15 protein-coding genes are annotated in these 13724 nt (G+C 41.3%); 9 read left to right on the forward strand and 6 right to left on the reverse strand.

Features of this window, described 5'->3' with window-relative positions; translation table 11 throughout:
* Positions 1–211: 211 nt before the first annotated feature.
* Entirely contained in the window at positions 212–433 is a 222-nt protein-coding gene (locus Q0R88_RS12805) for a YdeI/OmpD-associated family protein (RefSeq protein ID WP_295716645.1), read from the reverse strand.
* 425 nt (positions 434–858) lie between these two features.
* Here Q0R88_RS12805 and Q0R88_RS12810 point away from each other — a divergent pair, with 425 nt between their 5' ends.
* Positions 859–2265: a hypothetical protein gene (locus Q0R88_RS12810; protein ID WP_295716647.1), complete on the forward strand. Its 1407-nt coding sequence runs from the start codon at positions 859–861 to the stop codon at positions 2263–2265.
* A 199-nt stretch (positions 2266–2464) separates the two neighbouring features.
* Here Q0R88_RS12810 and Q0R88_RS12815 read toward each other — a convergent pair whose 3' ends face one another.
* The 3 genes from Q0R88_RS12815 to Q0R88_RS12825 form a co-directional block, all read right to left on the reverse strand.
* Positions 2465–2773, reverse strand: a complete 309-nt coding sequence (locus Q0R88_RS12815; protein ID WP_295716648.1) for a 2Fe-2S iron-sulfur cluster-binding protein — start codon at positions 2771–2773, stop codon at positions 2465–2467.
* Positions 2774–2775: 2 nt separating this feature from the next.
* Entirely contained in the window at positions 2776–3807 is a 1032-nt protein-coding gene (locus tag Q0R88_RS12820) for an NAD(P)/FAD-dependent oxidoreductase (protein WP_295716649.1), read from the reverse strand.
* A gap of 71 nt (positions 3808–3878) precedes the next feature.
* Complete coding sequence (locus tag Q0R88_RS12825) at positions 3879–4778, reverse strand: LysR substrate-binding domain-containing protein (protein ID WP_295716651.1); 900 nt, start codon at positions 4776–4778, stop codon at positions 3879–3881.
* Between the two features lie 471 nt (positions 4779–5249).
* On the opposite strand from Q0R88_RS12825, the gene Q0R88_RS12830 reads away from it, so the two are divergent.
* The 3 genes from Q0R88_RS12830 (at position 5250) to Q0R88_RS12840 (ending at position 7498) form a co-directional block, all read left to right on the forward strand.
* The gene (locus tag Q0R88_RS12830) at positions 5250–5789 is read left to right on the forward strand and encodes an acyl-CoA thioesterase (RefSeq protein WP_295716653.1); all 540 of its coding nucleotides are present in this window, start codon (positions 5250–5252) and stop codon (positions 5787–5789) included.
* A gap of 59 nt (positions 5790–5848) precedes the next feature.
* Positions 5849–6049, forward strand: a complete 201-nt coding sequence (locus tag Q0R88_RS12835; RefSeq protein WP_295716654.1) for a YqaE/Pmp3 family membrane protein — start codon at positions 5849–5851, stop codon at positions 6047–6049.
* Positions 6050–6151: 102 nt separating this feature from the next.
* Complete coding sequence (locus Q0R88_RS12840; protein WP_295716655.1) at positions 6152–7498, forward strand: sigma-54 dependent transcriptional regulator; 1347 nt, start codon at positions 6152–6154, stop codon at positions 7496–7498.
* A gap of 20 nt (positions 7499–7518) precedes the next feature.
* Here Q0R88_RS12840 and Q0R88_RS12845 read toward each other — a convergent pair whose 3' ends face one another.
* Both Q0R88_RS12845 and Q0R88_RS12850 read right to left on the reverse strand, forming a co-directional pair.
* Positions 7519–8043 (reverse strand): hypothetical protein, encoded by a 525-nt coding sequence (locus Q0R88_RS12845; protein WP_295716657.1) that lies wholly within the window; start codon positions 8041–8043, stop codon positions 7519–7521.
* 103 nt (positions 8044–8146) lie between these two features.
* Positions 8147–8617: a hypothetical protein gene (locus Q0R88_RS12850; RefSeq protein WP_295716659.1), complete on the reverse strand. Its 471-nt coding sequence runs from the start codon at positions 8615–8617 to the stop codon at positions 8147–8149.
* Positions 8618–8634: 17 nt separating this feature from the next.
* Here Q0R88_RS12850 and Q0R88_RS12855 point away from each other — a divergent pair, with 17 nt between their 5' ends.
* The 5 genes from Q0R88_RS12855 to kdpA all read left to right on the forward strand — a co-directional run bounded on the left by Q0R88_RS12855 (position 8635) and on the right by kdpA (position 13715).
* A complete protein-coding gene (locus Q0R88_RS12855) occupies positions 8635–9714 on the forward strand; it encodes a DUF262 domain-containing protein (RefSeq protein WP_295716662.1) in 1080 nt (359 codons plus the stop codon).
* Between the two features lie 9 nt (positions 9715–9723).
* Positions 9724–10659, forward strand: a complete 936-nt coding sequence (locus Q0R88_RS12860) for a HEPN domain-containing protein (RefSeq protein ID WP_295716664.1) — start codon at positions 9724–9726, stop codon at positions 10657–10659.
* Positions 10660–10883: 224 nt separating this feature from the next.
* Positions 10884–11117, forward strand: coding sequence for a hypothetical protein (locus Q0R88_RS12865; RefSeq protein ID WP_295716665.1), 234 nt, complete (start codon positions 10884–10886; stop codon positions 11115–11117).
* A 792-nt stretch (positions 11118–11909) separates the two neighbouring features.
* Positions 11910–11987: a K(+)-transporting ATPase subunit F gene (gene kdpF, locus Q0R88_RS27205; RefSeq protein ID WP_169611101.1), complete on the forward strand. Its 78-nt coding sequence runs from the start codon at positions 11910–11912 to the stop codon at positions 11985–11987.
* Positions 11988–11999: 12 nt separating this feature from the next.
* Positions 12000–13715, forward strand: a complete 1716-nt coding sequence (gene kdpA, locus Q0R88_RS12870; RefSeq protein ID WP_295716667.1) for a potassium-transporting ATPase subunit KdpA — start codon at positions 12000–12002, stop codon at positions 13713–13715.
* Positions 13716–13724: the final 9 nt, after the last annotated feature.

The following is a 13724-nucleotide window of genomic DNA, read 5'->3' on the forward strand; positions in this document are numbered from 1 at the left end:
TTTGTAGCAAAAAAACAAAAATGAAACTCCGTGCCAGAGGTACGGAACCTTAGGTAGCGTACCTCTGGCACGCAAAAGACAATTTATTTATGTTTTTCTACAAAGCTTTTGCTCCTCTGGAGCAACCCATCACTCTCCTAAATTAATAACATTGGAGAGACCCTGAGGGGACGAACCGGCTAAGCACATCAAAGATTAGATAAATCTGTGCCTATGTTTTAAGCGTTTTTTGCTTATTGCGCAGCATGATCATGGCCTTATCAGCCCTTACTTTGCGGGTATCTTCCTGCTTTGCCGAACCTACCCAATCGCAATAGCCCTGTTTGTATGATTTTGACAGGCTTTCAAAAAATTCCATCGCCTCTGGTTCCTGGTCAAGTAATACCTGTAGTTCGGCTGGGGTGCCTTCAATGTGTTCGCCTTTTTTTAGCATCTGTTATTTTAGGTTTTTAGTTTAGTAATAAATGGTATTGATAGCCAGTGTTTTAGATTTATGCTTTTGACATTCGGCCTTTAGCTTAAATATGAGCCTATTTTTCTTCCTTTACAAATTCCTGCGGGGCAAGATCGGCAATTTGTTCATAGGCCATAAAACCTTGTTATTTGGGCGAGGGGGTATATATTAACTAAAAGGAAATTCTCTTCAATAATAAGCTAATTAAAAGTATTTTACGGGGGTGTTTATACTGCTGTTATACAGGTAAAAATACCTGTTTTTCATTCATGTGTAGGACGGTTATTTTTTTAACTATACATTTATCTATAATTGTAAAACATCTGCCTGATACTAAAACCAAACCCTGAATTTATCACGCATCTGAACTTAATAATACCATTTTACCTAAATTTTAAACACACATGAAAAAAGCATTAACTTTTTCTGCTACGCTAACTTTACTGGTTATAGTAGCTTTTATTGGCTACAGTTGCGCCGGCAACAACAAATCTAAAGACGGTGTGGCAACAACCGCTTTAACAGATACCACCAAGCAAAGCGGCGCGTTCTTAAACCACCGCGACTCGGTACCCTCGCCACAGCAATACAGCGATTCGCTTTTTACGCTTAGTCATGATTATCCTACAACGTTTAAACCGGTTGTTGATCCTTCGTGGCAAAAGGCATTGAACGGGCAACCCATATCCGATAAAAATTATATCGCTTACATGGATTCATTGAAAAGCTATGTGGCACCTAATGTATTGCCCTTTTTTAAGGATAATAAAAACTGGACATCGGCAAAGTATGGCTGGTTTAATGAACCTTGGGTTGGTTCACAACGGGAAGCTATTTTGGGCACTTACTTAGGTAACGGAAACCCGGCCAATATGTTTAAAACCCTTAAGGAGGACGAAGCCGGATATGCCCTGGTTTTATATGATTCTGTAGCGGCCTATACGGTAGGACAAATTTGGGGTAAAACCGGTCAAAAAGTTAACCTTGCCAATGATGCCGCTCAATTTAAAGAAGGCAGTGTTATTGTAAAGTTTGCTTTTTCTAACGTTAACTACCCGCAATGGCCGGTAATGAAGGGCGCGCAAACCTTTAGCGTTTATGATACCATACCCACCAAAGAAAACCCTAAAAGAGGCTACCAGGTAAGAAAAGTTAGCTTTTTTCAAATGGATGTTATTGTAAAGGATAGTAAAACATCGCCCAAAACAGGTTGGGTTTACTCTACCTTTGTATATGATATGGATGCCCCTGGATCTGGCTGGGATAAAATGGTACCGCTGGGTGCCATGTGGGGCGATGACCCGGGTGTAAATAGCCCGCTTACGCCACCTTACCCTAAACTATCCGAAACCGTAGTTAACCCTAAGGCACCGGCTTATAGCACAGAAACCTTAGGGTGGGGCGGCCGGTTGAGCGGCCCTAATGATGGTGCCGTTGCACAGGTGGCCTATAATATTAACACTGGCCAAAAGTATACCAACCTTGCACTGTCATCATGTATGAGTTGCCATAGCCCGGCGCAGGATTCATTTAACTCGTTCCTGTTGCCTGGTCCGTTCCCTACCTCAGATAGTTTGAAGGTTTATACACCCGGTAGCCCCGACTGGAATTTATGGTTTCAGGATAGGGCTGGCAATGTGCCTTTTGATAAAGGCCAGGTAGCCATGGATTACGATATGGTGATGGCATTTAAATCGGTATTGGCTTACCAGGCCGCGCACCCAACCGGAGCAACCAAGCTGCTGCTAACCAAAAAGGCAGCTGTTGACAGGTTTAGAAGACATAATACCAACAGCCGGTTCTGGCATTAATAAATTACCTGGTTACCATAACATAAAGCCGCCCCGATATCAATTGGAGGCGGCTTTTTTATTTGCCTGTTTACAAGAGATCCCGGTGGAGTATATAAGTCAACAGGAGTGCATCGCGCTCCCAGGGTAGTCTCGTCCTTGCTCCTTTATCTTCCCGTCCTTACTCCATCGAAGCTGTCTGAATACTAACTACTTGATACTATTTTAAACGTACTACCAAACCATCCATTTCTTCGGTAACCCGCATCTGGCAGGCTAAACGGCTGTGTTCATCTGCATTAGGCAGGGTATCCAGCATATCAAGTTCATTGTCGGTAGCGTGGAAATATTGTTCGGGACCTTCCAGTACTTGTATATGGCAGGTGGCACAAAGGGCCATGCCGCCGCAGGTAGCCAGTACATCATATTCGGATGCTTTTAAAACCTCCATCAGGCTCAGGTTTATACCTTCGGGAATTTCAACCGGCTGGCGAATGCCCTCGCGGTCTTCAATAATTAAGTTGATCATGATTAAAAGGCGGTTACGCCGTAAACGGTGGTGTATTTAAAACTCAGTTTTTGTTCGGGATAAACATATTTAAAGGCGCTTTGGGCCATCAGCGCGGCTTCATGAAAACCACACAGGATCAGCTTTAATTTGCCCGGATAGGTGTTGATATCACCTATGGCATAAATACGTTCAACGTTGGTGCTGTAGTCAACGGTGTTTACCACAATGGCAGATCGGTCTATATTTAAACCCCAGTCGGCAATTGGTCCAAGCTTTGGGCTGAGACCAAACAGCGGAATCAGGTGATCGGCAGCAATGTGACTTACCTCGTTGTGTCTATCTAACAAAGTAACCTCCTGCAAATGCCCTTCGCCGGTTAAGGCTACCACGTTTGATTTGAGGATGAGGTCTATCTTGCCTTCCTTAGCGAGTTCAAAAACCTTTTCGGCAGAGTCTGGAACTCCGCGGAAGGTATCGCCCCGGTGAACCAGTGTAACTCTTTCAGCAACATTAGCCAGGAAAATAGCCCAGTCTAAGGCAGAATCTCCGCCACCGGCCAAAACCACTTTACGGTTACGGAACAGTTCGGGATTTTTAACCATATAGGCAACGCCCCGGCCTTCAAAGTCGGTAAGGCGGTCAATCTCTGGTTTGCGCGGTTCAAAGCAGCCAAGCCCCCCGGCAATTACTACCACCTGGCAATGTACCGTAGTGTTATCGTTGGTTTGGATAATGTATGATCCATCGTTATTGCGGGTGAGGTTTTCTACCCTTTCGCCCAGGCTAAAAGTAGGGTGGAAGGGGGCAATCTGCTCCATCAGTCTATCCACCAGTTGCTGGGCGGTAACCTCGGGATATCCTGGAATATCATAGATGGGTTTATGCGGATAGATCTCAGAAAGCTGGCCGCCGACCTGGGACAGCACGTCAATAAGGTGGCAGCGCATTTTTAAAAGCCCTGCCTCAAAAACTGCAAATAAACCAACCGGGCCTGCACCAATAATGCAAATATCCGTGTTAATATCGTTCGTAATTGTACTTTTATCGCTCATGATTGTGTTTTATCGTACACAAATCTGTCGGTAAAAAAGGTGGGGAACAAATGATATAAAGTAATACTTGATTACTTTAAGTTATAATTGGCAAGGCAAAAGCGTTTAAAAAGCTCGATTAGTTTACTGTTTTTGCCATGCAATTGTATGAATTGAAACGTGCGGAAAATCTCCAGTCCTTTTATATCTATAATACAAAGTTCATTATATTTTAATTCGCTCACTACCGATTGGATGGATAGAAAAGTGGCTGTATCTGAGTATAAAAGGTACTGTTTTATGGCGATGCTGCTCTCCAGCTGAATCTCGATGTTGAGATCTTTCGGGCTGATCTGTACACCCGCCAGTGCATCATAAATCACATCAAGCGTACCTGAGCCGGCTTCGCGCAGCACCAATGGGATATCCAATAGCTGTTTCGGACTGATCTCTGCTTTTTTTGATAACTTATTGTTTGCCTTGGTCACCAGCACAATTTCGTCCTTTGCAAAGGGCGAATAGGCGAGTTGGGGCGAGTGAGATGAACCTTCGATGATGGCTATATCGAGTTTTTCATCAAGGATCATTTGCGAGATATGATCAGTATTAGCCTGGATAAAATTGAAGGTAACCTCGGGATATGTTTTCTTAAACAGGGCCAATATTTTGGGCAAAATGGTTTGCGCTACTGTGGTGCTTGCGCCAATATGCAGTGTGCCAGCCTCCAGGTTATTTAATTGGGCCAGTTCGGTTTCAAGGGCGGTATAGGTCTGGAAGATCTTATCAGCATATTGTAACAGTATCTTGCCTGCTGTAGTAAGGGCTATGTTGTTGCCATTGCGTTTAAATAGCTGTACATTAAGTTGTTGTTCCAGTTCCTTAATGTGTTTGGTAACGGCCGGCTGGGTGATAAACAACTCGTTAGCCGCCTTGGTAAAGCTTAGCCGTTGCGCAACCGTATAAAATACCTTTAACCTGAAATCGAATATCATCGGGTTAAATTTAAGGGTTTAAATTCATAGATTAATAAAATCCTCTACTTGGAGCTACTGTGTGTACACATCTTTTTCACTCGGTTGGTATAATAAATTAACAAGCATTTGTGGTAAAATGCTGATTATTTAAACTAAAGCCATGCTTGTATATGCTTTCCATCCCGTTGGTTGAAACCAACGGCAATGAAGAATTGAAGATAAACAATGCTTTAATTCATTGCCGTCCCATTTATGGGGCGGATAAATAAAGAGTACGGTAGGCTTTAGCCAAATCAGAGCCATGCTAACAAACTTGCGTACACACGGTAGCCCGTTGGGAGGGAACTGAAAAGTTTTCCGAACACTTATGTAGACAACTCCAACACAGCCCTGACCGGAAGTTTTGATAACCAACTTAAGTCTTAATTCCTGACTCTTGATTCTTGACTCTTCTCCCCCTAACTTGCTGATTCTTGCTATATTTGCAGTATGACAGGAAAATCGCCCAAAGAATCATATACCATCATGAATGAACTGGTATTGCCCAACGATACCAATACATTAAACAACCTGATGGGTGGGCGCCTGCTGCACTGGATGGATATTGCCGCCGCTATATCGGCACAAAAACATAGCAATCGTATTGTGGTTACAGCTTCTGTGGATAACGTATCATTTCAATCGCCTATAAAACTGGGCGATGTGATTAGCATTGAAGCAAAGGTTACCCGTGCGTTTACCACCTCGGTTGAGGTAAGGATGGATGTATGGGCGCAAAATATCCCATCGGGTACCAAAGTAAAAAGCAACGAGGCCTATTACACCTTTGTGGCATTGGATGGCGATGGACAAAAAACCCGGGTGCCTGAATTACTGCCCCAAACGGATGATGAGATAGCATTATATGAAGGTGCCCTGCGCCGCCGACAGCTACGTTTGATACTGGGCGGAAAAATGCACCCTAACGATGCTACTGAACTTAAAGCTCTTTTTTTTGGCGAGCAACTGCCCTTAAACCTCAAAGATTAATTTCGTAACAAAAGGTAATGGGTATGGTCTAAATAATAATTAGTTTAAAAATCATAGCCATGAGATACTTTTTATGTTTTTTTATGCCACCTCTGGCCATATTAACCACCGGCAGAATAGGGGCATTTATCCTCAATATATTTTTGACGTTATTTTTCTGGATCCCCGGAGTTATTCATTCCATATTGGTAACCAGCGATTATTATGAGGCCAGGAGGCACAGGCAACTGATACGTGCAACGCGCCGGGCAAGGTGGTAAAAGCTGATTTGAAAATTTGCCGATTAACTTCGTTGAGGGCTTTGCCGTTTGAAGATTTGAAAATGATATGTTTGCAAAAGCAAATCAACAAATACATCAACAGTGCAAAAAGGTAAGCTATTAATTATTGATGATGAAGAGCGGCTGCGTAATCTCATGGCCCGCATTCTACAATTGGAAGGACACGAGGTAATTACCGCGGCAACTGCTAAAGAAGGTTTGCGTAAACTGCAACAGGAACTGATACACGTTGTACTAAGCGATGTTAAGCTGCCCGATATTGATGGCATTACCCTCACCGAAACCATAAAAAAAACATATCCCGCAACAGAAATTATTGTGCTTACCGCCTATGGCACTATTAACGATGGTGTTAAGGCCATCAAAGCGGGGGCCTTTGATTACATAACCAAAGGTGATGATAACGAAAAAATCATCCCGCTGGTAAGCAAGGCCATGGATAAGGCCCTGTTGCAGCAAACTGTTATTGAGCTGCAAAGTAAGCTGAATGATAAATTTGGTTTCGACAGGCTGATAGGCAGATCCACCGCTATTGGCGATGTAATTAAACTGGCTCAAAAGGTAGCACTAACCGATACTACCGTTCTTTTACTAGGTGAAACAGGTACCGGTAAAGAAATATTTGCCGAAGCCATTCACCAGGCAAGTAACCGCAATACAAAATCATTTGTGGCGGTAAATTGCAGTGCTTTTACAAAAGAATTATTAGAGAGTGAACTTTTTGGCCATAAAGCCGGTTCATTTACAGGGGCATTAAAAGATAAAAAAGGTCTTTTTGAAGAGGCCAACGGCGGCACCATATTTTTAGATGAAATAGGTGAGCTGGACCACGACCTGCAGGCCAAACTGCTCCGTGTGCTGGAATCGCAGCAGTTTTTAAAAATAGGTGATACCAAACCAACCCAAGTTAACGTACGCATATTAGCAGCCACCAATCGTAACCTGCAAACAGAAATTACCGAAGGTAATTTCCGGTCGGATTTGTTTTACCGTTTATCTGTTTTTCAGATCACTTTACCTCCCTTGCGCGAGCGCAAAAAGGATATCAAGTTGCTGGCAGAATACTTTATGCAGTACTTTGGTCTTAAAGTAAAAAAACAGATTAACGTGTTAAGCGATGAGTTTGTAAGCAAACTGGAAGCCTACAACTGGCCCGGTAACATCCGCGAGCTGAAAAACATAATTGAAAGGGCGGTAATACTTACCGATAACAATACCCTTGATGAAAGCCTGCTGCCTTATGAAGTTCAACAAAACCAGGTAAAGGCAGGTAGTCCCATATCAGCGTTTGATCTTTCTTCCGTAGAGAAACTGCATATACAGCGGGTACTTAACCACACGCACGGTAACCGTGCCGAAGCGGCTAATCTGTTGAATATTGGGGTGGCTACTTTGTATAGGAAGTTGAAGGAATACGGGTTGGAGTAAAGGTACTACCCACTGTAATTTCATACCGGCTTAACATCCAAAAGTATCAATCTTTTATGGACGATGTACTCGCTATTGCTTATTAAAAATAATGGGCGAAGGAACGCAATCAGCATTAAACGCACAGGTGAAGTAAAGTAAAAGTTTATTTTTCTGCGCGTTGAGTGATATGGTATAACCAACTCTTTTGGAGCCATCAATGGGCAAAGTTCACTTGCCGGACCAAAAGTATGTTTTGAGTTTGAATAATTTGCAAGATCAAACATGATTAATGAATCCTTTTTTATACTGTATTTTCCTTTAGTTCTAAAGCGGTATCCTATTATTTTTTTGGTAACCGAATCTGTTGCAAGAGCATTGTATTCAACGGTATAGTCGTTTTTAAACTCATATTGGTCAATCCCCTGGAATCCTGTTTTCGCCCATTTTCCGGTAATATCAACGGTTCCGCTTGAAACATCCTTTTTACACGCAGAAAAAGCAAATACTAAAATAGTAGCTAAAAAGCTAAAAAAGATTCTGGTAAGGGTTAGTGTTGTTTTCATATTGATCATTACGCATAAATGAATGGTGCTGATACAATTGCGATGGTTTTTTTACTGTCTCGTCCTAAAAAAAGTTGACCGTACGGCAATCGCCAACTATGCTTTACGTTTGTTTAGTAAACGAAAATATGTTGTAACCGACAGCATCGGCCCGCTCAATCGCCGCGGGAGGGCTGTTACTTTTGAAGCCCCAAAAGTAACCAAAATGGCTGTCAGCAGAAATGCTTCTTTGCGCACAAGGCCTCTGCCCTGCAAAACGCGCAAAACCTGGGCTGGAATTATTTTGCCCCGACACGCTTAGCCCACCCCACCTGCAAAAACTTCCTATGCCCTGCAGCCGCACAATCCCTGCATTGTTTTGCCCGTTTTCGCCCGAAGCTGTTCTGCTGACGGGAAGGGAAGATATTCCGTAAAGCGAGACAAGCGCAAGTCTTCCCGGTTCTGAGCTCTTTACAAGACCTTGCGCCAAAAAGGGGGGAAGAGTATTTTGCTCATAGGAAAGATAGCTATCTCGGAAAGTCACTGATAATACAGTTATTACAATGGCTTTATTTATATTTACCAAAACAACCATAAACCAGTAGCTTATTCATGACAAATCCGACGTCTCAAATCATAGATAAATTTCTTGAATCGCAAAATAGATTAGTGACACAATCATCAGATTTATCTTTAGAATCGATTGCAAGTATGGTTGAAAATGAGGCTATTGACGTATCTCCAGGATACCAGAGAAGGGAACGTTGGAGCAATATTAAAGAATCTGCCTTAATTGAGTCATTCCTGTTGAATATACCTGTCCCTCCTATTTATTTGGCTGAAGATGAATATGGACGATACACGGTCATCGACGGGAAACAACGTGTAAGTGCAATTCATAAATTCTTAAAAAGAAACCTTAAGTTGAAAAACCTACAACGTTTTTTCGAGTTGGAGAATTATAGTTTTGATGAGCTTCCACCGCAACTTAAAAATGCAATATCAATTAGACCTTATTTGCGCGTTGTTACTCTTCTTAATCAATCAGATCCCAATTTGAAATACGAAGTCTTTACGAGATTAAATACTGGAGGAGATAATTTACTGCCCCAAGAGGTGAGAAATGTTGCATTTAGGGGGCCATTAAATGATTTAATATATCATTTATCAGAAAATGACTTTTTGAGAAGGCAACTTAAGATAATCAACAAAAGCGAGAAACCATATAAACAAATGGTGGATGCTGAATATGTATTGCGATTTTTTACTTTGAGAGACTTGTGGTATAATTTCCCAGGAAATATGAATGTTGCAATGAATCTATACATGGATCGAAATAGAATCATAGATGAAACTGAAATAACTAGATTAAATAATATATTTCTTACAACAATCAATTATTGCAAAGACATTTGGGGTGATAATGCATTTATGAGATTCGATGGAGATCAACACCGCAAATTAATCCTTCAAGGATTTTATGACGTGCAAATGGTACCAATATCATTAATTGTAGACAAAGGGATAATACTTACTAATGATCAAAAACAAGCTATTAGGAACGCATTTGTTTTAAAATATGAAACAGATGCAAGTTTTCAAGATTCAATTCGACAGTTTACATCGAATTCCGAAAGAGTAAAATATCGTATAGGTACGATGAATGCATTGATTTATAAAATTGTAAATTGAATCTCTAGTATGATCTCTGCTGCAAAAGATTCGTTTATCGAACGAATTAGGATTTATAATCATGCTTTACAACATTCAATTTTAATTGACAGTTTATTAACAAATATCGACCACAATGAAAGAGCCAGATTTCTAAGAAATGGTCTCGCTATAACGGGGTTTAATATTCTCGAAGATTTTATTAAAAATCGTATTGGAGAAGTTTTGGCTCTTATTTCTACATCAGGCATAGACTTTTCGAGGTTACCCGAACGCATTCAAGAAATAACTCTTTTTCATTCCTTAAAAGGAATTCATGTTTTAAGTCAGAGAAAAAAGGATAATAGCGAAGACTGGAAGCTTTTTATTCAACAGGAAACGGAAAAAATTTCAAGCACCCAAAATACAACTTACCAATTATCTCCATATTCCATTGGTTGGGATAAATCAAATTTAGGAAAATCAGATATTGAAAGTTTTTTAGGACATTTTAAAGTAGGCAATGTTTGGGTGAATATAAACGAAATATCAAGAGCAATCGGTCAAACCATCCCTTTTCCGGACCAGTTTTTTCAAAGTGCCGGGTCGCGTAGGCACTCTGCTGCTCACAATCCCAATGCTTTAGTGTCATATATTGATTTAGAGGCTTACGGGCTGTCAGTGAAGTCTTTTGCTTTTGCGTTGGATGCTTTATTATCGCAATCTGCGCGATTCATTATTGATAATGATGTTTCTTATTTGACGACGTCAAAAAAAATCGTTCACTCCGACATACAGATAAGATACATCAAAATGGTCAATACGTCATATAAGGAAATGTCAGCTAATAATACAACAGTTATTGGTAGTTTCCCAACATTAGCAGCGGCAGTTTCGTCTTTGCGCGGTAGACGAAATTATCAAAATGAGTTTATTGTAGTTTCAGATAGCGCTAACAACTTGTTATTTTGGCATACAGGCTTTTAATACAGCTGGTTTAATCTTCCGACTTCAAACTAATATATCAGGTATTCTCTAGACTACTTGTGCCGTTGCTATATATGCGGGTTTTGCAAACTGCAGCATAATTCGTTCGAAGTTAGAGACATTCGGACGGCGGTTAGACTTCAGGCAGGAGGGGGTACGCAATATAAATTAGGAAAATCGGTCTCAGATTTACTTAAAGAAGGATATATTAAAAAGGCTCAATAATGGATAGAAAACAGTTAGAAGCTCTTCTAAAAAGCAAAAACATCAGACCAGATGCTTATTCACTTTATGGTGGCTTGCCTAATGAAGCATATTGCATTGACGGAAAAAATGGTGTTTGGAAAGTTTACTATAGTGAGCGTGGTACGGCCGGATCAACGATGAGATTTGATACGGAGGCCGGAGCATGTGATTACTTTTACAATTGGATTATGTCTGATGGTAGTGGTAAATAGCTATAGTTATTATTCCCGCCGCTGCTGCACACGTGCCGCGTGTATCCCACATGCAAATCACGATACTATTGTAAATCAAAAAGCTCAAATTTACAGCATATCCTTGCGTTAACGATTGCAGCGGATACCTGCCATGCGCCTAAGGCCCGTGCAGTATGAGCGGAAAGCGTGGGCCGCAGGCAACGCCGAGATTAGTGTCAAGTATCAAGATTGTATTTTAGGCGGGGAAATAAAAAAGGGCTGGGAAGATGCCGGTTATTTTTAATTGCATCTTTTTGACCCGAAGGCGGAATTCGGCTCTATGATCTCTTGCTCTTTTTCGTCTGCTGTTGTGGTTTTGTTGCGTTTTCGATTTTATGACAATTATTAAAGTGTTGATTTTCATGTAAATAGTATTTTTTACTGTTTCACCTGTTGCGCAACAGAATACCCAAGAGCTCATGATGGCGAAGGTCTGAATTAACTTAAAAAGGGAGTTTCCCTGGAGTTAAAGGGTAAGACCAGAGTAATTAAATTCTCCATTCACTATTATCTCCCACATTGATAATCACCTATCAAAATGATAGCCGTTTTTTAAGCTATCAACCTGTCATAAAAACACTGGCTTCTATTAAATTGCTGTAATTCAATTGTTTGTACTGCTTTGGCATTTATTGGCATCCGCTTGGTAAAGGCTTCTGCAAAAACTAATAATATGGATGTTTTACAGATTGTTATTTACGTGGTGACTTTCATAGCCATCTTCTGGATCTTCTTCAAATCAGTTAATTACTTCGAAAAAATTTAATCACCATGATCGCATTATTCATTGTGGCCATTGCCGTGTTTATATACATGGTGTACGTGCTGCTTAAACCCGAAAAATTTTAATTATTTAAAACCATGAACACTGAAATTTCAGGTGTAGTATTTACCTACCTGCTCACGCTTGCCATCGCCATTCCACTGGGCCGTTACATCGCCCGTATTTTTAAAGGCGAAAAAACATGGCTTGATTTTATGGCCCCTGTTGAACGCTTCATTTTCCGTTTCAGCGGTATTGATACCAAAAGGGAAATGAACTGGAAACAGCATTTATTTGCCCTGCTTACTATCAACAGCGTTTGGCTTATTTATGCATTTGTTTGTTTAATGGCCCAGGGGCATCTTCCACTTAACCCCGACGGTAACCCCGGTCAATCGCCGGATACTGCTTTTAATACAGCCATCAGCTTCTTAGTGAACTGTAACCTGCAGCATTACTCGGGCGAAAGTGGCGCTACCTACTTTACACAACATTTTGTGTTTATGTTTCTGCACTTTGTATCAGCCGCCACAGGTATTGCCGCGCTGATTGTATTATTCAGGGCATTAAAAGATAAGGTGACAGATAAGCTGGGTAACTTTTGGGATTATTTTGTAAAATCCATTACCCGTATATTATTGCCTATATCATTTGTTATAGCTGTTATTTTTGCCTTTAACGGCATGACCACCAGCTATGCCGGTAAGGATACCTTTATAAGCATGCAAGGCGATACCGTACATGTATCGCGCGGACCAGTTGCTGCCCTGGTAGCTATAAAACACCTGGGTACAAATGGTGGCGGTTGGTTTGGTGCCAACTCTGCCCATCCTATTGAAAACCCTAACTATTTAACCAATACTACCGAGCTGGTAGCACAATGTATAATTCCCATCGCTTTGGTATTTGCCTTAGGTTTTTATCTCAATAAGAAAAAATTCTCGTACGTAATTTTTGGTGTGATGACCCTCGGGATGCTATTACTGCTTATCCCAACCATGAATGCAGAACTGAATGGTAACCCGGCTATTGCACATATGGGCGTTAGTCAGCCAACCGGTGCCATGGAGGGTAAAGAAGTAAGGTTTGGTCCGGCTAACTCTGCTTACTGGAGCATCATGACCACCATTATATCAACAGGTTCTGTAAACTCCATGCACGATAGTGCCATGCCGGTATCAGGTGTAATGATGATGATGGGCATGATGGTGAACTGTTTTTATGGTGGTTGTGGTGTAGGAATTTTAAACTTTTACATCTTCATCATCATCGCCGTATTTATTTCGGGCTTGATGGTGGGGCGAACACCGGAGTTTTTGGGCCGAAAGATAGAGGCCCGCGAAATGAAGATCGCTTCATTAATCGCGTTATTACACCCGTTCATTATACTTGTTGGCCTGGCCATATCATCCTACGTAATTGTTCACATGCCCGGCGCAGATTGGGCTGTAAAACCATCCGCCTGGTTAAACAACCCGGGTAACCATGGTTTTTCTGAAATGTTGTACGAGTACACATCTTCGGCAGCCAACAATGGTTCTGGCTTTGAGGGTTTGGGCGACGGTAACATTTTTTGGAACGTTACCACTGGTATAGTAATGGTGCTGGGCAGGTTTTTGCCAATCATCGGTCCGCTGGCCATTGCAGGGTTGTTAGCCAACAAGAAATTCATACCGGAATCTGCCGGAACGCTTAAGAGTGATACTTCAACTTTTGGTGTGATGATCTTCGCGGTAATTATAATTATCGCTGCACTATCATTCTTCCCTTCACTTGCTTTAGGCCCAATTGCCGAACACTTTTCACTAAAATAGAAACAACAA

The organism is Mucilaginibacter sp. (assembly GCF_025362475.1).
Classification (GTDB): domain Bacteria; phylum Bacteroidota; class Bacteroidia; order Sphingobacteriales; family Sphingobacteriaceae; genus Mucilaginibacter.